The 20,498-nt window shown below is 56.8% G+C and carries 20 protein-coding genes; 12 read left to right on the top strand and 8 right to left on the bottom strand.

Going from position 1 to position 20,498, the window contains the following annotated elements:
- The first annotated feature begins 73 nt into the window (after positions 1–73).
- From R3F50_20240 to R3F50_20215, 6 genes are all read left to right on the top strand, one after another.
- On the top strand, positions 74–466 hold the full coding sequence (locus R3F50_20240; GenBank protein MEZ5492619.1) for a rhodanese-like domain-containing protein: 393 nt from the start codon (positions 74–76) through the stop codon (positions 464–466).
- A 150-nt stretch (positions 467–616) separates the two neighbouring features.
- Positions 617–1,696, top strand: coding sequence for a VOC family protein (locus R3F50_20235; protein ID MEZ5492618.1), 1,080 nt, complete (start codon positions 617–619; stop codon positions 1,694–1,696).
- 114 nt (positions 1,697–1,810) lie between these two features.
- Positions 1,811–2,830, top strand: coding sequence for an aldo/keto reductase (locus tag R3F50_20230; protein ID MEZ5492617.1), 1,020 nt, complete (start codon positions 1,811–1,813; stop codon positions 2,828–2,830).
- A gap of 99 nt (positions 2,831–2,929) precedes the next feature.
- Positions 2,930–3,910: a hypothetical protein gene (locus R3F50_20225; protein MEZ5492616.1), complete on the top strand. Its 981-nt coding sequence runs from the start codon at positions 2,930–2,932 to the stop codon at positions 3,908–3,910.
- A gap of 62 nt (positions 3,911–3,972) precedes the next feature.
- Positions 3,973–4,797 carry a DNA/RNA non-specific endonuclease gene (locus R3F50_20220; protein MEZ5492615.1) on the top strand — a complete coding sequence of 275 codons (825 nt, stop codon included), beginning with the start codon at positions 3,973–3,975 and terminating at the stop codon, positions 4,795–4,797.
- 57 nt (positions 4,798–4,854) lie between these two features.
- Positions 4,855–5,538, top strand: a complete 684-nt coding sequence (locus R3F50_20215) for a fumarylacetoacetate hydrolase family protein (GenBank protein ID MEZ5492614.1) — start codon at positions 4,855–4,857, stop codon at positions 5,536–5,538.
- A 131-nt stretch (positions 5,539–5,669) separates the two neighbouring features.
- On the opposite strand, the gene R3F50_20210 is transcribed toward R3F50_20215, so the two are convergent.
- The 3 genes from R3F50_20210 to R3F50_20200 all read right to left on the bottom strand — a co-directional run bounded on the left by R3F50_20210 (position 5,670) and on the right by R3F50_20200 (position 8,885).
- Positions 5,670–5,918, bottom strand: coding sequence for a hypothetical protein (locus R3F50_20210; GenBank protein ID MEZ5492613.1), 249 nt, complete (start codon positions 5,916–5,918; stop codon positions 5,670–5,672).
- 242 nt (positions 5,919–6,160) lie between these two features.
- Positions 6,161–7,888, bottom strand: a complete 1,728-nt coding sequence (locus R3F50_20205) for a class I adenylate-forming enzyme family protein (protein ID MEZ5492612.1) — start codon at positions 7,886–7,888, stop codon at positions 6,161–6,163.
- A gap of 10 nt (positions 7,889–7,898) precedes the next feature.
- On the bottom strand, positions 7,899–8,885 hold the full coding sequence (locus tag R3F50_20200) for an NADPH:quinone oxidoreductase family protein (protein ID MEZ5492611.1): 987 nt from the start codon (positions 8,883–8,885) through the stop codon (positions 7,899–7,901).
- Positions 8,886–9,037: 152 nt separating this feature from the next.
- Between R3F50_20200 and R3F50_20195 the strand changes: the two genes are divergently transcribed.
- Both R3F50_20195 and rimI read left to right on the top strand, forming a co-directional pair.
- The gene (locus tag R3F50_20195; protein ID MEZ5492610.1) at positions 9,038–9,820 is read left to right on the top strand and encodes a hypothetical protein; all 783 of its coding nucleotides are present in this window, start codon (positions 9,038–9,040) and stop codon (positions 9,818–9,820) included.
- Between the two features lie 9 nt (positions 9,821–9,829).
- Complete coding sequence (gene rimI, locus R3F50_20190) at positions 9,830–10,306, top strand: ribosomal protein S18-alanine N-acetyltransferase (protein MEZ5492609.1); 477 nt, start codon at positions 9,830–9,832, stop codon at positions 10,304–10,306.
- Here the strand turns inward: rimI and R3F50_20185 are convergent.
- The 4 genes from R3F50_20185 to R3F50_20170 form a co-directional block, all read right to left on the bottom strand.
- Positions 10,301–10,561 carry a hypothetical protein gene (locus tag R3F50_20185; protein MEZ5492608.1) on the bottom strand — a complete coding sequence of 87 codons (261 nt, stop codon included), beginning with the start codon at positions 10,559–10,561 and terminating at the stop codon, positions 10,301–10,303. The genes rimI and R3F50_20185 overlap by 6 nt on opposite strands.
- A complete protein-coding gene (locus R3F50_20180) occupies positions 10,558–11,019 on the bottom strand; it encodes a topoisomerase DNA-binding C4 zinc finger domain-containing protein (protein MEZ5492607.1) in 462 nt (153 codons plus the stop codon). The genes R3F50_20185 and R3F50_20180 overlap by 4 nt, the downstream gene beginning before the upstream one ends.
- A gap of 40 nt (positions 11,020–11,059) precedes the next feature.
- On the bottom strand, positions 11,060–12,127 hold the full coding sequence (hisC, locus tag R3F50_20175; GenBank protein ID MEZ5492606.1) for a histidinol-phosphate transaminase: 1,068 nt from the start codon (positions 12,125–12,127) through the stop codon (positions 11,060–11,062).
- 137 nt (positions 12,128–12,264) lie between these two features.
- Positions 12,265–13,011: a hypothetical protein gene (locus tag R3F50_20170; protein ID MEZ5492605.1), complete on the bottom strand. Its 747-nt coding sequence runs from the start codon at positions 13,009–13,011 to the stop codon at positions 12,265–12,267.
- A 170-nt stretch (positions 13,012–13,181) separates the two neighbouring features.
- Here R3F50_20170 and R3F50_20165 point away from each other — a divergent pair, with 170 nt between their 5' ends.
- From R3F50_20165 to R3F50_20155, 3 genes are all read left to right on the top strand, one after another.
- Positions 13,182–15,551 (top strand): GspE/PulE family protein, encoded by a 2,370-nt coding sequence (locus tag R3F50_20165; GenBank protein MEZ5492604.1) that lies wholly within the window; start codon positions 13,182–13,184, stop codon positions 15,549–15,551.
- 271 nt (positions 15,552–15,822) lie between these two features.
- Positions 15,823–16,146: a hypothetical protein gene (locus R3F50_20160; GenBank protein MEZ5492603.1), complete on the top strand. Its 324-nt coding sequence runs from the start codon at positions 15,823–15,825 to the stop codon at positions 16,144–16,146.
- A 597-nt stretch (positions 16,147–16,743) separates the two neighbouring features.
- The gene (locus R3F50_20155; protein ID MEZ5492602.1) at positions 16,744–17,379 is read left to right on the top strand and encodes a hypothetical protein; all 636 of its coding nucleotides are present in this window, start codon (positions 16,744–16,746) and stop codon (positions 17,377–17,379) included.
- Between the two features lie 51 nt (positions 17,380–17,430).
- On the opposite strand, the gene R3F50_20150 is transcribed toward R3F50_20155, so the two are convergent.
- Positions 17,431–18,591, bottom strand: coding sequence for an acyl-CoA dehydrogenase family protein (locus R3F50_20150; GenBank protein ID MEZ5492601.1), 1,161 nt, complete (start codon positions 18,589–18,591; stop codon positions 17,431–17,433).
- 302 nt (positions 18,592–18,893) lie between these two features.
- Between R3F50_20150 and R3F50_20145 the strand changes: the two genes are divergently transcribed.
- Positions 18,894–20,480, top strand: coding sequence for a peptide chain release factor 3 (locus tag R3F50_20145; protein ID MEZ5492600.1), 1,587 nt, complete (start codon positions 18,894–18,896; stop codon positions 20,478–20,480).
- The last annotated feature ends 18 nt before the right edge of the window (positions 20,481–20,498 follow it).

Here is a 20,498-nt window from a genome sequence, read left to right as displayed (position 1 = left end):
GAGCGCATTGAAATCAACCGGCGGCCGTTTTATGCTGCAGGGCAACTGACTGTCAATTACAACTGGCCAAGCGATGAAACCTAAAACCGGCTATCTTGACCTGGTTGCCCGGGCCGAACAGAAGATCAGGGCGCTGACCCCGGCGGAGGTGACGCGTCGACGCGGCCTGGACGGGGTGTTGCTGGTGGATTTGCGGGATATCCGGGAACTGAAACGGGAGGGCCGCATTCCAGGCGCCGTGCACGTGCCGCGGGGGATGCTTGAATTCTGGGTGGATCCGGACAGTCCTTATTACAAACCCGTCTTCGCTTCTGCCACAGAAGTCATACTGTACTGTAACAAGGGCTGGCGCTCTGCGCTCGCGGCGGAGTCGCTGCTGGCTATGGGCTGTGAAGGCGTTGCTCACATGAGCGGGGGGCTGGAGCAGTGGCTGGCAGAAGGGGGCGAAGTTGAACCATTACCTTAGGAACCTCTGATTAATCTATTTCGGAGCCGGCCTGACTCCGCAGTCAGCGAAAAACAGCACAACGGAGTAAGAAATCCGGCAAATCAAAAGCCAGCAAAGCGTTAACGCGTGCTATTGCCAATCGAATAACAATCAACAGGGTAAAAATCAATGACGAAACCACTACCGCCCAAGAAAAGTATTCCCGGTGTTACCCGCAGGGCGTTGCTGAAGGCGATGCCGGCTCTGGCACTGTCTCCGGGGCTGTTGGCGCAACGGGCTCCCGCGCCGATCCCCCTCGTTAAACTGCATAATTTCGGCTTGCGGGTGCGCGATGTGCGGCGCTCGCTGGCGTTTTATCAGGGCCTGTTCGGCTCGCCAGTGCTGGCGCGGCAGGGGGAAACGATTGTTCTGCAGATGGGGGATGGGCCGTATTTCTATACCATCAGCCCGCTGCAGGCTGGGGAAAGTCCGGGCATCACCCACGTTGGCCTGTCAGTTGCTGATTTCAACCTGGAACGCACCGAAGCCCTGCTGGCCGGCAACGGCGTTGCCCGGGGAGCTGTGCCTCCTCCGGGGGGTCCCAGCCTGCGAGCGGCAGGCACCAGCTGGCGGCGGGTACGGGGGCCGGAAATGGGCGGGGCGCCTGGCGGCACGACAGAACTGTTTTTCGCCGACCGGGATGGTATTTACTACCAGTTGAACGGGCAGTCCTATTGCGGGGGGAGCGGTCCTGATGGAAATCGTTGCGGGCCTTTGCAGGCCAGCCCTCAGCCGGGATTAATCAGACTGCGTGAACTCAGCCATTTCACCAACTATGTGCACAACAGCGATCGTTCCAACGACTTTCACCGCCGCCTGTTCGGGCTGGAGTTCCAGGCCTACCAGGGTCCCACCTCACCGGTTATCGGGGTCGGTGACGGTCTTCAGTTTCTGATGTATGTCGGCGGACGCAACGAAGGAGCGCCGCAGCAACCGGGTCGGATCGATCATGTCTGCATGGGTATGGATGATTTTGATGTGGATGCGGTCCGGGCACTGCTGGACGATTATGGGCTGCGGGCGCGCTCGAACCCGGCTGACACGCAGCCGCTGATGCACTGGGTCAGCCTGCGCATGCCGAATCGTGGAGGCGCCGAAGGCGGCACGCCGGAGCTGTATTTCAGCGACCCTGACGGCATCCATGTGCAGCTGCAGGAGCCCTCCTATTGTGGTGGCACCGGTTACCTGGGCAATGATTGCAGTGCCTGATGTCAGGGCCAGGGCTAAAGTAATGCCGACGTTACATTCAGAAAAGCCGCCGGGATCACACATAAAGTGATTTTCAGAGGCACCGAAGAGAAAACAATTCAGGAAGGAAGCAGTATGAAGCACCGTTATATTGGCAAGAGTGGTTTACGGGTCAGCCCCATCTGTATGGGCACCATGAGTTTCGGGTCCTGGAGTGACAAGGCGGAATCGTTCAGGATATGCGAGAAAAGTTATGATCGCGGTATTAATTTCTTCGATACCGCCGAGGTCTATCCGGTACCACCCCGCGCGGAGACCGTCGGCCGCACCGAAGAGATTTTTGGTGAATGGCTGAAGACCAAGCCGAGGGATTCGGTCATCGTTGCCACCAAAGTGGCCGGCGCGGCGGCGGGCTGGTTTGTGCCGCCAATCCGCAACGGCATGACAGCCATCGATCGTCACCACATCGAAACCGCGGTCGAAGGCAGCTTACGGCGCATGGACATTGACTACATCGATCTGTATCAGGTCCATTGGCCGGATCCGATTGTTCCCATGGAGGAGTCCATGGAGGCGCTGGACCGCCTGGTCCAGTCTGGCAAAGTTCGTTACATAGGCACGTCCAATGAAACGGCGTACGGGCTGACCAAGTCCAATACCATTGCCGATTACGAGGGGTTCGCCCGCTTTCAATCAATTCAGAATAATTTTTCACTGCTGAATCGCCGCTTCATGGATGAGCTGGCTGCCGTCTGTCGTCGCGAGAACGTATCCTTGTTGCCGTATTCGCCAATTGGCGGCGGTGTGCTGAGCGGCAAATACAATGGTGGCCTGTTTCCGGAGGATGCCCGTTTCAGTGCCTATTTCAAGCTGGAAGATCCGCGCCAGCGGGCCATGGGTGAGCGGTTCGTGAATGAGGGTACTCTCGCTTCCACCGAGCGCTACATGGCCATTGCAAAAGAGGCGGGAATGTCACCAGTCACGCTGGCTACCGCCTGGAGCATGAATTTTGATTTCGTGGCGTCGACCATCATCGGAGCGCGAACCGCCGCGCAACTGGATGAATCACTGGCGGCGCTTGATGTCACGCTCAGCGACGATATCATGCGTGCCTGTGACGAAGTGCACAGCCAGTACCTGTATCCAATGGGCTGAGCGTGGTCTGTCTCTAGACTATTCGTTCCATTTTCAGGGGCGGTTTGCCGGCGTGAAAGCCTGGCTCCGCCTCTGTGCGTTTCAGGCGTAATAAACAGAATGAGCTTCAGGCAGAGTAAGGCAGTTGTTCGGCGTTTCTGTGCCGGGTTCATCGGGGCTGCCTGGGTGGTGCTCGGAGCGTCCCGGTTGGCCAGTGCGGCTGAAAATACGACCGTCGTGGATGATAGTCTTGCCCCCTGGGACTGGCTGTTGGAGCGAAGGGCGCAGGTGTCACGTCAGGTGACGCAGCTTGGTCGTAGTCTCGATGAATGGCTGGCGGGGGAAGGCGTTGGCCAACAGCTTAATGAGACTTATCTGAGTATCCGTTTCAATCAACTCTACGGCACCTTTGATCACTATAACTCCAAAGTCAAGATTGGCGGACGACTCGATCTACCCGCCGTATCGGAGCGCTGGAAGCTGGTCTTTGACTCCGACGTCCAGGAATTGAATTCGCTGGAAGAAAATGTGCTGGACGGAGCAAATTCCGGTGACACAGTCGGGGCCTTGCGTTATCAGAATGATACCGATTCCGGCTGGAATCTGAGCCATGACGTGGGTATCCGTTCATTGGCGCCGGTGGATCCCTACTACCGCTTCAGGGCCCGCTATGCGCTTCCCTTGAACGAGAAGTGGCAGGCCGGTCTCGATCAGAAAATCTGGTACTACGACAGTCGTGGCTGGGGGTACGAGACAGAGCTGTCTTTTATTCGCCGCCTGGAGGCGGACCGGTTTATCCGGATAGCCTCGGAGGGGAATTTTCAGGATTCCCGCAATCGCACCGACCTGATTCAGACTGTCGCACTTTTCAGGACTCTCGGAGACCAGGAAACTCTGGGTTATCAGCTTGGAATTCTTGGTACCAATAAACCCAATGTCCGGGTAAACGACTATTTCGCGCAGCTGATTTATCGCCGGGCCATTTACGAGGACTGGCTGCTGCTGGAGTTCACTCCCCAGATTCTGGTATCAAGAGTTGAAAGCTGGCGGCCGCAGCCCAGGTTGCTGCTTAATCTTGAGATGCTATTCTTTGATTTCTGATTGTCTGCTCGGATGCCCTGTATTAAAGTTGGTCGCGGTTTTTCTCTGTGAAGGATTCAGTTATGCAACAGATTTCGCTTACGGTGCTGCTCAGCCTGCTCCTAGTCTCCGGAGGAGCGCCCGTGGCAATGGAAAATCTGACTATCGCCCACTGTCTGCAAGGGTGCCCAACGGGCACGGCTGCCAGCAATGAGATTGTGGTTCGACATCTTTACGCTGTCTCTATCAACCAGCAGACCAGGATGGCGGACTGGGTTTCCTATCGAATTCTGCCGCAAAGTATCGGGGTCGCCTCGCTGCTGCCACGGCGATGGAATAATGACCAACTGGCACAGAACAGTGTGCGGGTTGAAGAGCTGGGGACCGGCGCTGCCACTGACACGTTGCAGCAACCCGTGCTGGGCAATCAGCCGGAGAGTGTATACCGGATAACCGAGTTTACCGTGCAGGCGGGCGATCAGGGCCGCCTGGTACCCATGACCAGCTTTGCCGGAACTGGTTACTGGAACGATCTCAATCTGGTTTCTGTCATGTCGTTGATGAGGAGTGATCTGCGCCTGGGCGCCTGGTCCCGGCTGGATCAGGCTGTCAATGCCCTGGTGCGCAGCGACGGTGAGCTGTTCGTGATCGCCGGGCCGGTTTATCAGTTCGATGGTACTTTGCCTGAGGCCGGGAGCAGCAGCACGCCCACGGCCTTTTTCAAGGTGGTCGCCAATCAGGCCGGAGCGGTGGCCGCGTTTCTTTTCGATCAGGATTTACCGATACATGCCAGCTTCTGCGCGCAGCACACTGAGCTCGATACAGTGGCTGAGGCGGCTGGGCTTGCACTGTTTCCCGCAGCAACGGAATGGCCTTTGAGCGGGTTAGGCGACCGGCTGGGATGCTGACGCGGGTTTTTCTCAGCTAAGGGATGCCGGCTATTAAAAACTGACAAGGGCAAGACTATGAATTATCTGTTTCCGCCACTGATACCCAGCGTTCCGATAGCCGACAGCGATAGCGCCCTGGCAGTTCACCGGGTCTATTGTGTAGGTAAGAACTATGTAGACCATGCGCGGGAAATGGGGGGGGATCCCAGCCGCGAGCCGCCCTGCTTTTTCAGCAAGCCTGCGGACGCAGTGGTTCACGGCAGGGAGGAGATTCCGTTTCCCGGGCATACCGGCAAGCTTCACTATGAGGTGGAACTGGTGGTGGCTCTTGGCAAGGGTGGCAGAAATGTTGCAGTCGATGATGCCGCGGACCTGATCCTGGGCTATGGGGTCGGTATTGATCTAACCCGCCGAGACCTGCAGGATGACGCCAAGAAAGCGGGCCGCCCCTGGGATGTTGCCAAGGGCTTTGATAATTCAGCGCCGCTTTCGGCTATTCATCGTGTCGCCCGGACCGGGATTCTGGACCGTGCGGAGATCAGTCTGACGGTAAATGGTGAAATACGGCAACAGGGTAATATTGCAGACATGACCTGGGGTGTCGCGGAAATAATTGCCGAACTTTCCACTTACTTCACGTTGCGCGAGGGTGATCTGATCTTCACCGGCACGCCAGCCGGCGTGGGGCCTCTGCAGGTGGGGGACAGGGTGGTGGCAACCGTAGAGGGAATAGACCAACTGGCGATCCGCCTGGTCTGAAGGCCGGGGTATAAGCCTGTTGAGGGGAATTATTCAGCCACAGGGCGAATTAAACCCTTCCGATCAGCCGAAACAGGCAGTCAGCATTACCTGGCCTGGCACGATGGCCGCGCGGCCAGGTAATTCTGTATTCAGGCTTCCTCGAGAACGTCGTCCTGGTCTAATTCCCAGTCAAACTCGTGACTGATTCTCTTCCAGTCCTGTCGCTCTTCGGCACGTCGACGCAACTCGGTGAGGCGATGTTTTTGCACTTTTTTGACGTCCGCCTCGACGAAATCGCTGAATTGCATCACGTTGTCGGCGTCAATACCTTCGAACTGCTCAGCGACTTCCTCGCTGTCGTCCCAATCGTCGTCCCTGGTTTCGCTCAAATCTGCCATCTGAACAACCCTCTATCAACCTCTGGCCCGAGAAGGATCCAGCAGGATTGGTTGAAAACAAAACCTTCAATACCATTATCGGAGCCTGGGCAAATTATCTTCAACAAAAAATTGCCAGTTTCGTGAAGTACCGCCCGGTTTGACCTCGGGTTCGGCGTTGCCGGGCACCACTTTGCTCCGAGGACTATATAGGGGGAAATGGAGTAAAAGGCAATAGTCGGCAGGCTAAAATATGCCAGCATTCAGTCACTGGCGAGCTTTGCTTCCGCGATTTCGCGCAGCTGCTTCTTGGCGATTTTGCCACTGGCGATCCGCGGCAGCTGTTCATACTGGAAAAAGAAATGAGCCGGGATCTTGAAGCGGGCCAGTTTCCGGGCCAGAAAAGTATTGAGATCCTCGCTTGAGAGGGATTCTCCTGGCTTCAACATGACCGTGGCGCAGGGAACTTCTCCCAGGCGGTTATCGGGGATACCGTACACGGATACCTCGTTAACGGCAGGATGTTCCACGATGGCGTACTCCACTTCCGCGCAGCCTATGTTTTCGCCGCCGCGGATAACGATGTCCTTGGCCCGGTCCATGATGATCAGGAACCCCAGATCATCGAGTATGCCGATATCGCCGGAATGGAACCAGCCATCCCTGATCACCTCCCGGGTGTCCTGGGGTTTGTTCCAGTAACCACGCATGACAGTGGGGCCTTTGATACAGATTTCGCCTGCCTGGCCGGCGTCGAGCGTGTTGCCCAGCTCGTCGACTATTCTAACCTGGGTTACCGGTGGAGTCGGTCGCCCGGTACTGCGGGGATTAGCCTCGTAGAACTTGCCGGTGATGATGCCGCCAATGGCATTGGTTTCCGTCAGGCCGTAGCCAAGTCCGGGGACGGCCTTGGCAGGAAACCTTTTCAGCATCAGTGCCAGATGTTCCGGGGGGCGGGCGGCGCCACCGCTCTGGACGCTGCGCAGGCAGCTAAGATCGGTCCGGTCGAAAGCAGGCGACTGCATCAACTCCCAGGTCATGGTCGGTACGCCGTGAAAAACCGAAATGCGTTCTTTTTCTATCAGCTGCAGGGCGACTTCCGGATCCCATTTGTACATCATGACGAACTTGCGCCGGGTGACAAAGCAGTTCAGGAACTGGGCGTGACTGCCGGTCACATGAAACAGGGGGACGTTGCATAAAATGGCCGGCTCGGCTGTCGGGTCCGTCTCCGCCAGTTCCGGGCGCAGAATTTCGTTCGCTTCTTTGACGAACAGCCAGGTATACAGGGCGTGGGTGATGTTGCGGTGGGTAGAAAGCACGCCCTTGGGGTGCCCGGTAGAACCGGAGGTGTACATGATCGAGGCGTCGTCGTCAGCCGTGGCCCGGTGCTGCGCGAGGTCGATGTCCGCAAAGGCCGGCCCGGCCAGCAGCTGGTGAAATTCTGGGTAGGGCTGGTTCCGCTCCGGTTTGATGGCGACCACCTGCAGGTTCAGCGGGTTCAGGTAGGGCTCAATACGATCGATGCGTTCCTGGTCGGCAAACAACAGCCTGGCGCCACTGTCCTCCAGGCCATACTCCATTTCGGCGCCAGTCCACCAGGAGTTCATGGGAACCACGATAGCTCCGATCATGGTGGTAGCCAGGTAGGCCAGACACCACTCGGGATTATTGCGGGAGCAGAGGGCAACCCGGTCCCCTTTGGCTATGTCATAGCGGCCTATCATCACTCGCGCGAGCTGCTGAGCCAACCGGTAGGTTTCGCCAAAGCTGAAACGCTCATCCTGATAGACGAGAAAATCCCGCTCGGCAATCTCTAAGCCCAGCCGGTAAATTTCGTCGAGGGTCTGCGGTGTATTGGAAAATACATCGAGCTCGATACCGTCGATGATTTCCTTGTGGGTGGCTAGGGGGCGACCGGGCGCCTTGAGGGCCAGAACTATTTCCCGCAGGCGCTCCAGATCCCGTTTCATCTCCTCGCGACTCAGCATCGACAGCGCCTTAACTCTCGGCCCTGATTTCTAGCACTACCTTGCCCATCACCTTGCGTTCTGAGAAAACATTGAAGGCAGACACGAATTCCTGCATCGGAAAGGCCTGTGTGACAACCGGCTGGATCCTGCCGGCGGCGAACAGGTCCAGCAGTTCCTGAAAATTCTGCTCGTAGGCCTCTGGCTCCTCCTTGCGGAACCGGCCCAGGAAGACTCCGACCATGGAGGCTCCTTTCAAAAGTGCCAGGTTGGCCTTGTACTCGGGAATTCTACCGCTGGTAAAACCAACGACCAGCAAGCGGCCGTTCCAGTTGATGCAGCGGGTACACTGATCAAACAGATCACCGCCGACGGGATCGTAAATGACGTCGGCGCCACGCCCGTCGGTCAATTCCTTGACTTTCTCTTTCAACTCGCCGTCTGCGTAGTTAATAGTATGGTCAGGTTTGAAGCGCCTGACAAAATCCAGCTTCTCGTCTGAGCTGGCTGCGGCGATTACCCGGGCGCCCATCAGCTTACCAAGCTCCACCGCCGTGAGGCCCACACCGCCGCTGGCACCCAGCACCAGGAGAGTTTCTCCGGGCTGCAGTCGGGCCCGTTGCTTCAGAGCGTGGTAAGAGGTGGTGTAGACCATGGCAAAACTGGCCGCCGTTTTGAAATCCATGTTGTCAGGTATTTTCCGCAGGCCGGCCCTATCGACGGTCACTTTCTCGGCCAGGCCGCCAATGGAGGGCGTGGCCATGACCCGGTCGCCAGGCTGGAAATCTTTCAGGCCCGGGCCAATAGAATTGACAACACCACCGACTTCGGAGCCCGGTATAAAAGGCATGGGGGGTTGGAACTGGTACTTGCCCTGAATCTGCAGCGTGTCGGGGAAATTGAGCGATGCGGCAAACACCTCGACAACCGCCTGATTTTCTCCGGGGATGGGATCCGCCACCTCTTCCAGTGCCAGGTTTTCAGGGGGGCCATAGGAATGACAAACAATCGCTTTCATGGTGCTTTGTTCTGCTTCGGTAACGACGAAGCCGGATTCAAACATGAATGTCGGAGAATCACAACAGCCGGTCCGGCCCGGTTGTTGCGGTCACCCTAAAGGCGTATAGTGAAAGGCCTGCAGTATCCGACGATTCAAGCACTATTCACTCTATGAACGAACTCCGCCGCCTGGCCTACTTACGCGCAATGGGAATCGATTGTTATGAGCGTCATAGTCAGGCGGCGTTGGCAGACGCTGATAATGACGCGGTAATTTCCGATCCGGAGCGGGTGGCATCCGCCGGGAAGGCTGCCCTGTCTGTCCGCGCCTCGACTGCTGCCGGGCCGGCGGCCTCGGCGCTGGACGCAATGGGAGTTTCGGTTGCCCCGGCGGTACCACCTCAAGCCGGCACCGGTTCCCGATCCAGTTCATCTGTAACCCCTGAGCCAACGGCATCGATTGACCCGCCGGCGGATGCCGAGGCACAGCAACTGCGATTCAGTATGCAGTTCTATCCGGCCACGGAAAAATTGGCGTTGATCAGTGAAATCCCGTTCATGGGAAACGAACGTATAGTAAACGGAACATCGAGACTCCTGCAGGCAATACTGCATGCCCTGGATGTAGAGTCAGAACAGACCCGGAAGCCGGATAGATTCAACTGGCCCCTGGGGCTTGAAGATGATGCCTCGATCGCCCGGGCCCCAGAGGCCTTTCAGGCGCTGCAGGGTTTTCTGCGCAAGCGGCTCGAATCAGCCGCCTTTGCGGTGATCGTGGTGTTCGGGAATCAATCTAAAGCGCTGTTTGCCCAGGCCGGGGTTGACACGCTATTGGCTGGAGGTGATACGCGGGTGATTTACACCCACAGCCTCGGTGCCATGCTTCAGGTTCCCACTTTGAAGCGGTCCGTCTGGGAAGACATCCGCGTAATTCGGAGCCTCTTGGAACAGTAAGGGACTGGCGTGCTACCAGATATTCAAGCAGAAGATGATTTTGTCATGCGCCGTATGCGTGCCAGTGATCTGGACCTGGTGGTGCAGAATGAGGCCGCGGCATCCTATGAACATCCATGGAACAAGCGTATTTTCGTAGACTGTCTGCGCGCCGGCTATCAGTGTTGGGTACTTGCCAGCGATGACAAACTGATCGGACATGGGGTCCTGTCAGTCGCCGTCGGCGAGAGTCATCTGCTGACCCTGTGTGTGCATCCTGACTATCAGGGAGCAGGGCACGGCAAGCGCATGCTGAGATTTCTGCTGGAGCAGGCGGAACAGGAAGAGGCGGAAGTCTGTTTCCTGGAGGTCAGGCACTCTAATGAAGGCGCCAGGTCACTGTACCGGGCAATGGGTTTTCTGCCGATCGGCGAGCGCAAGAACTACTATCCCTCCGAACACGGCAGAGAAGACGCTATCATCATGTCGCGTACGCTCCCACTATGACGGGTCGTCGTCGGACTCGTCGCCTGGAAGCGATTTCCTGATCAGCTTTCCAACCCCTTTCAGTGTCACGATTACCAGCAAGGCTATCAGCATGATACCCAGGATTAAGGCCAGGCTGCCCAGTAACACATTAAAGAGTTGTCGGGCGCTGACATCCTGCCACATGGCGATGCCCCACAGGCACGCCACACCGATCATCACGCCGGCAATCACGGTGCTGGTTTTCTTGCGAACTTTAATCAGAGAGAAAATCAAAGGTCCGGTTTTCCGTCAAGATCATTGTAAGTCTGTTTGCATTCGGGATAGCGACTGCAGCCCCAGAACGCGCCGTGTTTACCGTGCCGCAATTTCAGGAGTCGGCCACAGCTGCCGCAGCGCCAGGCCCGCTCCGGCATACCATTATCGTCCTTGAGTCGCACGTTACAGCCTCTGCTGGAACCGGTGCAGATCCAGAATACGTCGTCTTCGTCGCCCTGAAGACGCACCATCCGGCGCGTACAGATCGGGCAGCAATAATGTTCGTCCGGTTCATGGGACGGTTTGCCGCCCACGTCATCCAGGGTGGTGCGACACTGGGGGAAACCAGTACAGCTCCAGAAAGGGCCCATCTTACCATTGATGCGACGCAGAGGCTTCCTGCAGTCCGGGCAGAAGTGCACCCTGCTGATGCCAAATTGATCAGATCGTCCGGAGAATTCCTGGTTGCCAGTCATCACATCACACCCTGTGTGCCCGGTTTTGAAGGCCTGCTGCTCAGAGCTTCCCGAGGCAATCCAGCAAGCGCTGGTTCTGCTGCGGAGTACCTACTGTTATCCGCAGTTTGTCCCGCAGGCGATCCTGAGCGAAATAACGAATCAGAATGCCTTGCTGTTTCAGGCCTTCATAAATCGACAGCGCCACTTCCGTTGACCGGCATTGAGCCAGCAGAAAGTTAGTCTGGCTTGGCAGGCAGGGCAGACCGAGTCTGTCGAGTTCGGCCGCCAGGCGACGCCGTTCGTCCCGTACCAGTTTCCAGGTAGCGCGCGCGTTGTCCACGGACTCGATTGCGGCACAGGCCAGATGTTGGGCAATGTAATCGGTATTGTAGCTGTCTCTGGTCTTGAACATCATGGGGGCCAGCAGGCTGGCCGCCCCGATACCGTATCCGAATCGCAGGCCTGCCAGGGAATAACCCTTGCTCAGGGTCCTCAGTAGCAGCAGATTGTCCAGCTCTTTGGTTGCAGGGGTCAGGTCGTATCCTTTGTCGGGGTCAACAAAATCCACGTAAGCCTCGTCCACCAGCAGCACGCCTCGAAAAGAGTCAGCGATAGCCATCAGTTCTGCGGCAGGCATCAGCATCCCGGTAGGAGCGTGCGGGTTTACAAGGATGGCGAGGCGGGCACCGGCATCGTTCAGGATGGCGGTAAAGTTTGATGGCAGCGTCCAGTCATCCAGCAGTGGTACCGGCAGAAGCTTGCAGTCCTGTATGTCGGTCAGTACCGGGTAGAGCGAATAACTGGGCTCAGCTACGCCGACCATTTCACCCGGGCCGGCGAAGGTGGTGATCGCCAGGCGCAGCAGCTCGTCGCCGCCATTGGTGGGCAGAATATTGTCACTGTCCAGCCCGTGGTAGTCAGCGGCCAGCTGTCGGAAGCGCTGCGCCGTGGGAGAGGGATAGCGGCGCAGATCCTGAATCCGGATTTCAGCCAGTGCCGCGGCAACTGCGGGGCTGGCGGGATAGGGGTTTTCATTGGTGTTTAACTTGATGACTTCCGGATCAGCAGGCTGCTCGCCCGGTACATAGCCGGACATCGACTGGATGTTGGAACGTTCGTAACTCACGGTAGCGCAACCCCGGACTTAATTGCTGACGAAGGCCGCAAGGTTACTGCCTGGTCCCGGGTTCGGCAAGAGGTAAGCGCTGCCGCAGACTGCAGTGGGAGGTCAGGAACAGCCCCAGGCAGAGACTCCCTTGGTGGTTACAGGCTCCGGCGCCGCTCAGTCGGCAGGTAGGTCTGCAGGCGGTTCAGCCAGCCGGTGAGCCAGCGTTGTTCATTGCGCTCGACCGGGGCGTTTGCTACCCGGCGTTGCAGCACCCGCGCTGCCGCTTCGGAAAATCGTACCAGCACGGCCTGGTCATCAGGGTGCGCAAGCATTTCCTGCAGCACCTGCAACAGGCCCCAGCCCTGACCCTGGTAGCGCTCAGCCGGGCTGGTGCCTTCGCCCTTGAAGTTGACGTAGTCGATCAGGGCGTAGCGTCCGTAAGGCGGGTCGGCGGCGGCGATCCGGTGATACAGGGTCTCGATGGCAGTCCGTTGGGAGCGGGGGAGCCGTTCGAGAATTCCGGACAGGGCGCCTTGCTGGCGTTCAATAATGAAGCGTGCCTGGATCGGCAGGGTCTGCGACAGAAAATCCCTTAATTCCGTCAGCCGCGGCTGATCAATTTCAGCGTAGAACTGCTCCCGGGTCTGCCAGGGAGAATCCAGACCTGGCAGGGCTGTGATCCAGGTCGGAGTCTCGATTTCGTGGATTTGATAAAAATGCATCAGTTCGGGGAAGGTTTCTGAGTAAATCTCCGCCTGCCCGGCCCGGTACCAGATGAAATGTCCCAGCCCCAGGGAAGGAAAGTCCTCTCCTGGATTCCAACTGGTAAGACAACGGACTTCCCGGTTGCATTCGTTGTTGAAAATCTGCTCGGCAATCCACTGGTGCTGTGCCTCGGTCAATTTCGTGGTGCGGGACGGCAAACAGGCTGAAAAAGGCGACCCAATTCCCAAAATTGCAATGAAGACGTTGAGTTTGCTGGATTTTACTGGCAGTTTGAATCGCAAGTTGCTTTATCCTCTGGATTTTTCTGAATTCAGGAGTATGGCCCACAAAGCTTCCGGGTCAATGAATGGCTCCCGAGGACAAGGTAACGACTGTTTTTTCTATCGGCTATACACAGAGTAAGTTGATGAAAGGGTTTTTCTCCTCATCGGAATCAAAAGAAAAGCGACCACCCGTGTCGTCAGCAAGTTCCCAGGATGAGTTTGTCCAGGAACTGGCCAAGGTCTATCAACGCCTGCGTTACAGCAAGAAATTGCCAGTGGCCATGCGGGAAGTGGAAGAGGACCTGCTGAAGTTGCTGGGTGTCAAGCTATTGACCATCTATCAATGCGTGGATCATTGCGCCGAGCTGCTGGCTACTGTAAAGGCCGGTGATACTCGTGGCGACGATTCAGAAATCCGCGTCCCTTTCAGCCCGGGATCCATTGCCGGCTACGTGGCTCTCAGCCACCGTTCCCTGCTTATCAAGGACGTCAACGACGGGGCTGAGCTCAGCGCAATGCATCCGCGATTGCGTTATAACAGCAGTTTCAGCGAGGAACGAGGCTGGAAAGTCAAATCCCAGATCGTCGTGCCTATCAAAGATGAGGTGCTGCTGGGTGTGCTGCAATTGGTTCGATTCGAAGGCGATCCAGAATTCACCCGGCTTGATCTGAAGTATGCCCTGATGCTCTCTCAGATCCTGGCCAAGCAGTACCGGGCGGCTCTTCAGTCTACCCAGGGCCCCTACGATTACCTGGTCCAGAAGGGCAGAATCACCGCCCTGGAATTGGCCGCTCTGCAGAAGCGCACCTCTTCCTATGGCGGAACCATGAGCCGGGCGCTGATGGAAGGTGAGAAAATCGAAGCGGATCTGATCGGCAAATCCCTGGAGTATTACTACCGGGTGCCCTATTTAGGCTACGAGCCTGAGCGGGAACTGCCCATGGACCTTCTGCAGAATATCGGCCTGAGCTACCTGCGCAGCAACTTGTGGTTGCCGATTGCTGGAGACAAACAGGAGGCCGTCATCCTCATCGACGACCCCAGTGACTACCGGCGTATCATGGAAATCCAGGGCGTCGTTAACGCACGCAACTATACTTTCCGGGTCGGGTTACCCGAGCACATTCTGCAATACCTGCACGATGAGTCCGGGGAGCTGGATGAGGCAACCGACTTCGATGAGGTGTTCTCGGCCCTTGACGAGCAGATAAACATCGAAGTCGAGGATGACGGTGAACAACACGATGAAGAACTGGCGGCAACCTCCGCGGTAATCCAGCTGGTCAACAAGATTATTACCGAGGCGGAACGCCTGGGAGCTTCGGATATTCATATTGAGCCTGGCAAGGACGGTTCTCCGGGGGTGGTTCGGGTCCGCGTGGACGGCAGTTGCCGGGAATTATTAAAAGTCCCCAAGGAGCACACGGCCGCGCTGATTGCCCGTATCAAGGTAATAGCCAGGCTCGATATCGCCGAACGGCGGCTGCCCCAGGACGGCAAATGTAAGCTCAAAGTACGCAACCGCAAGCTCGAACTGCGGGTTGCCACACTGCCTACTGTTTACGGTGAAAGTGCGGTACTGCGTTTACTGGCGGCCGGCTCGGCCATGCCGCTCAGCAAATTGAACCTGTCCAAGCCCAACTACGACAAGATTATCGATCTTTCCACCCATCCCCACGGCCTGTTTCTAGTGGTGGGGCCAACCGGTTCCGGTAAGACCACCACCCTGCACGCGGTGTTGGGACACATCAACACTCCAGACCGGAAAATCTGGACTGCGGAGGATCCGGTGGAGATCACCCAGCCGGGCCTGCAGCAGGTCCAAATGCTGCCTAAGATTAATTTTACTTTCGCTACAGCCATGCGGGCTTTCCTGCGGGCTGACCCGGATGTCATTCTGATTGGTGAGATGCGTGACACCGAGACTGCCAATATCGGCGTTGAAGCCTCGCTGACTGGACACCTGGTGCTTTCCACGCTGCATACCAATTCGGCGCCGGAAACCATTACCCGTTTGCTGGACCTTGGTCTGGATCCGGTTAATTTCTCCGATGCCCTGCTGGGCGTACTGGCGCAGCGCCTGATGCGAACACTGTGTCACAAGTGTAAAGAATCCTACAAACCGGATCAGCGCGAGTTGGACCACCTGATCATGGTGTATGGCGAAGACGATTTTGACAGCCTGGAACTGGATCCGGAGAAAATCGAATTACACCGTCCGGTCGGCTGCGTCGAGTGCGGTGATACTGGTTACCGGGGCAGGACGGGGATCCATGAACTGCTGGTTGGCACCCGTGACCTGCAGTCGATGATTTACAGCAAGGCGAGCCTTAAGGAGATTCGCGAGCAGGCCAAAAAAGATGGCATGCGCACCATGAAGCAGGATGGTATCGAGAAGATTCTGGCCGGCCTGTCGGATTATCAGCAGTTGCTGCGGGTCGTGGCCGAGTAGGGCCTGCCCGGCAGTTGTGGGGCTTGACGTGCAGCGTCGGGGTGCGGAGCAGCCCTGTTGTGACGGCGCTCACAATTAGACGAATCAGGCAGCTGCGGAGCCGACCAGTTCCTTGTTTGTCGAAGAAGATTAAATAACCATAGGCTGCTCAGTCATTGCTGGATCAACAGACTAAGTCAACAGATCGTCAGTCAGCAAAAGGTCTGACAACCAGAATTCGGGCAAGCCAGGCGGGCCCTGCAGGGGCATAAGTCACAGAAGGAGTGTTACTTTGGAGCGTGAAGGAAAATCTGCTCGGGCAGTGATGTATGCCCTGGCCTTTTTTTCACTGATCGGTATCAGTCTGGCCAGTGAAACGCTGTCCCGCCTGGGTCTGGGTGACAACTACTTCTACATCGTCAGCCTTGGACTGGTGTTCTCCGTGTTGTTGCTCAACAAGCGACGCCTGCTGGTTCTCTGCGTTCTCATCGGTGTGCTGGCGATTAATCTGCCGGAGTCCTTCATGGCGACCTACATGATCGATCGGGACATGCTGTTGGCGTCGGTTTGCAGTTTCATCCTGGTTCCGACGCTTTACGATTTGTTTCTGGCGTAAGCAGGTTTTCACCGCCATTGCGCAACCGGGGTTTCCAGACAGCACACCAGCCCATAAAGAACGAGCGGTAATCCAAATAGAAAAAATCCAATAAAAACAGTGAGAAAACACATGCAGTAAGTTGGAAGCTGAGTTTTGTTCGGGTTTTTATGCACAAAAATTACCCGGGTGTCATAAAACCTCGGGAAATCGCTGTTATTTTTTTGTTTCGACCCGTCAAAAACACATAACTAATTGATATAAAAGAACTTAATTTGTTGGTTAAAAATTGAACAAATTAACGTGATGTACCAGAAAATCGCGCTTTGGGGCTACGGTGACTATTTTATTCACTGAGTTATCCACAGATTTTGTGGAAAAGCAGCGTTTAAAGAGTGGAGCATGCTTTATTATTTTAGATCAATGGGTTAGCCGCGATAGCTTGATTTTAATCTGAGCTAAGCAGCCTAACTTGACAAAAATTGGCTTTAATTTTCCACCGCCTGATTGACTGTGTTGCAGGCAGAAATTTTTATCGTGAACAACCTTCAGAATAAATAGTGCCATACGACTTACTTAGAAAGGTGACAGATGGTTTCCCCCGGCAGACGGTACCCTATGATTGAAATTGAAAACGAGCTTCCTTTTCTGTGGTGCCTGAGCGCGGAGTCCAGCGAAGGCTTCTGCGCAGTTTCCATGGTGGTTTCCTACCAGGAAGAAGAGGACCTGAAGAATATGACCATTGAGACCTCGGTGCTCAGCTTTTCCTCTGACAGCAGCCGTTCCACCCACGGCGAGATGCTGGAATGGAACGATGACGATATCGACCTGTTCCTGAAAATGGTCAACTACCGGCGCCTTTGCAACAATCTGCCCATGGCCGATACCCTGAGAATAGACCTGTCGGACCCGGCTATTGTCGAGATCATCAACGTGGTGGCCGCTGCCGGTTTTGGTACCGCTTACATGGTGCCTGGGGTATTGAAAAGGAAGCGGGGCAATCTCCCTGGCTATCACTGTCAGATCGGCGGGTTGGCCTCGCTGAATACAGTCTGCGGGTTTAAGCCCTGCGCAGTAGTGGAGATGGACGATGAGGAGGTGATCTGCGTCCTGCTGGATGACCTGGAGTTTGATGAAAAGGACGACATGGAGCCCCTGCATTGCCACGATCTGCTGCTGGTGAAGCGAGGTGATCTGCTCCACCCGGGTTTCACCAGTGAACAGATGCTGGGTGGTTCCCACGTGCTCCACTAGGGCCTTCAGACCCTGACCTGCAAACCCCGTCACGAGGGTGCAGCGCACTTCTCAGCGACGCTGATCGAAGCGCCGACCTGCCAGTGAAGCCGCGATATTGATCTTCTGAATGTCGATGGTCCCACCGGCAATCCCCCAGCCCCATCCGTCACGGAGTTTCTGTTCGATGGGAAACTCCTTTGAGTAACCATAGCCCCCCATCAACTGCATGGCCTGGGAGGTCACTTCTCTGACCGTTTCATTGGCAAAACATTTGGCGATGGCGCTTTCGTTGCTGGAAGGCAGCCCCTGCTGGGCATTGGCCACCGCCCGATAAAGCAGTAACCGGGCTGCATCGAGGCGCATTTTCATGTCTGCCAGCTGGAGCTGCACGGCCTGGAAATCCACCACCGGCTTACCGAACTGCCGGCGTTCCTGCACATAGTCCAGTACATAATCAAAGGCAGACTGGGCCACGGCCAGGGACATGGTCGTATTGCCGCAACGTTCCAGGTCAAACGCTTCCATCAGCCTGCTGAAGCCGCCCGCCGGCACGATAACGTTATCCTGTGGTACCGACACCTTGTCGAAATACATGTCGGCACTGTACACACCGCGAAAGCCCATGTGGTGGTCGCGCTTCCCGAAACTGAAACCGGGGGTGTCCTTTTCGACCAGGACCGCCCCGATACCCTTGGCGCCAGGCGCGTCACTCAGGCGGCAGTAAACCACATAGGCTTCCGCGTAGCCGGCACCGGAGCACCAGCGCTTCTGGCCGTTGAGGATGACGCGATCGCCTTCGAGCACCGCGCTGGTGGTCAGATCGGTCAGTGCCGAGCCGGCTTCCGGCTCCGACATGGATACGGCGACTACCAGATCACCGCTGCAGACCCGGGGCAGTATGCGTTGCTTGAGTTCCTCACTGCCAAAATGAGCAATCGCCAGGCAGGGGCCGAAGCAACTTTCGAATACCGGGAATGCCACGGCAATGGAGATACTGGCAATTTCCTCCAGCACCAGCACGGCGTCCAGGTGAGACATGCCGGCCCCGCCGTAAGCTGAGGGCAGATTGGCGCCCAGAAACCCCAGTTCTGCAAAGCGGCGCCGCAGTTCAATGCCGGGCGGCTCGTCGGTCGTTTCGATTTCCCGGGCCAGTTGCGGCAATTCGCTGCGGGCGAATTTCCTGGCGGTGTCCTGTAGCAGTTTTTGTTCCTGGCTGAGCTGAAAATCCACGGATGAATACTCCTGGTGCTGGTCGGGACTGTCGCGGGGCCCTTGCCGCTCTCAGGCTTGCAGAGGCATGCAAGCCGACAAGCGGTGATTATAAGGGCTGGTGGAGACGCCGGACAGGGGCGATCTTCCATTGCCAGTGGGGGCGGGCAGTGCGGCGGCAGGGCCTGACAGAAGGGGCAGGGCCTGACAGGAGGGGCAGGAGCTGCAATGGGCAGTTTGCCGGTAATCGGCCAGTTGTTATACTTGCGCCCCTTTCACGGATGCGCTTCCTGATTAGCCCGGGCGCCGAGGCCAAGCTGTCGATGAACACCAAAGAGTTACAGGATGAGATCCAGCGTCGGCGGGTGCTGGCCATCATCTCCCACCCCGACGCGGGTAAGACCACCATTACTGAGAAGCTGTTGTTGCTGGGCAAGCTGATTCAGGTCGCCGGCATGGTCAAAGGGAAAAAATCTGATCGCCATGCCACCTCCGACTGGATGGCCATGGAGCAGCAGCGGGGCATATCGGTGACCTCCTCAGTGATGCAGTTTCCCTATCGGGAGCGCATGGTCAACCTGCTGGATACACCCGGTCACGAGGATTTTTCCGAGGACACCTACCGCGTGCTTACGGCCGTGGATTCCGCCTTGATGGTGGTCGATGGGGCCAAGGGTGTGGAAGATAGGACCATCAAGCTGATGGATGTCTGCCGGTTGCGGGACACACCGATCTTTACCTTTGTCAATAAGCTGGACCGTGACACGCTTGACCCGGTTGAAATTCTCGATGAAATAGAAACGGTGCTGAAAATCTCCTGTGCGCCGATCAACTGGCCACTGGGCATGGGCAAGGAATTCCGGGGCGTTTATAACTTTTACACGGATACTATCCATGTCTACCGGCCTGGCAAGGGCGATCAGATTCCGGACGATGAAAAAATCGCCGGTCTGGACAGCGCGGCGGCCAGGAGTCTGCTGGGCGATGAATACCAGGATGCAGTGGATGCCATCGAGCTGGTGCGCGGTGCCAGTCACGAATTTGACCTGGCTGCGTATCTCGCCGGCACGCTGACACCGGTTTATTTTGGTACGGCGCTCGGCAATTTCGGTGTGCGGGAAATGCTGGACGACTTTGTGGAGTGGGCTCCGCCGCCCGGCGAGCGGGCCACCCAGACTCGCAGTGTGGCTGCCGACGAGCCGGCCTTCAGCGGCTTTGTTTTTAAGATTCAGGCCAACATGGACCCGAAACACAGGGATCGGATCGCCTTTCTTCGGATCTGCTCCGGCGCCTATGAAAAAGGCATGAAAATGCGCCATGTGCGACTGCAGCGGGATATCAAGATCAACGATGCGGTGACGTTTCTGGCGGGGGAGAGGGAGCAGACAGAGGAGGCGGTGTCCGGCGATATCATAGGCCTGCACAACCATGGCACGATTCAGCTGGGGGATACCTTCAGCGCGGGTGAGGATCTCAAGTTCACCGGCATTCCGCATTTTGCCCCGGAACTGTTCCGGCGGATCCGCCTGAAAGACCCGCTCAAGCTCAAGCAGTTGCAGAAAGGCCTCACCCAGCTGGCAGAGGAAGGCTCGACCCAGGTTTTCATGCCCCTGAAGAGTAACGACCTGATTGTCGGCGCGGTTGGCGCGCTGCAGTTCGAAGTGGTCGCCTTCCGGCTCAAGGATGAATACAAAGTAGACTGCCTTTACGAACCAAGCAGTATCTACACCGCCCGCTGGGTGCACAGTGACAACGGGGCAAAGCTGGAGGAATTCCGCAAGAAGGCCCATGACAACCTGGCCATAGATGGAGGCGGGTGCCTGACTTATCTTGCCCCGACCCGGGTCAATCTGGCCCTGATGGAAGAGCGCTGGCCGGACATTGAATTTTTTGCCACCCGAGAGCACTAGAAAGGTCTGCTGATGGTT

The sequence above is a fragment of the Gammaproteobacteria bacterium genome, from assembly GCA_041395725.1.
Taxonomy (GTDB): domain Bacteria; phylum Pseudomonadota; class Gammaproteobacteria; order Pseudomonadales; family Pseudohongiellaceae; genus NORP240.
The sequence above is the reverse complement of the archived record's forward strand: the minus strand, read 5'-3'. Positions and strand labels throughout refer to the sequence as shown.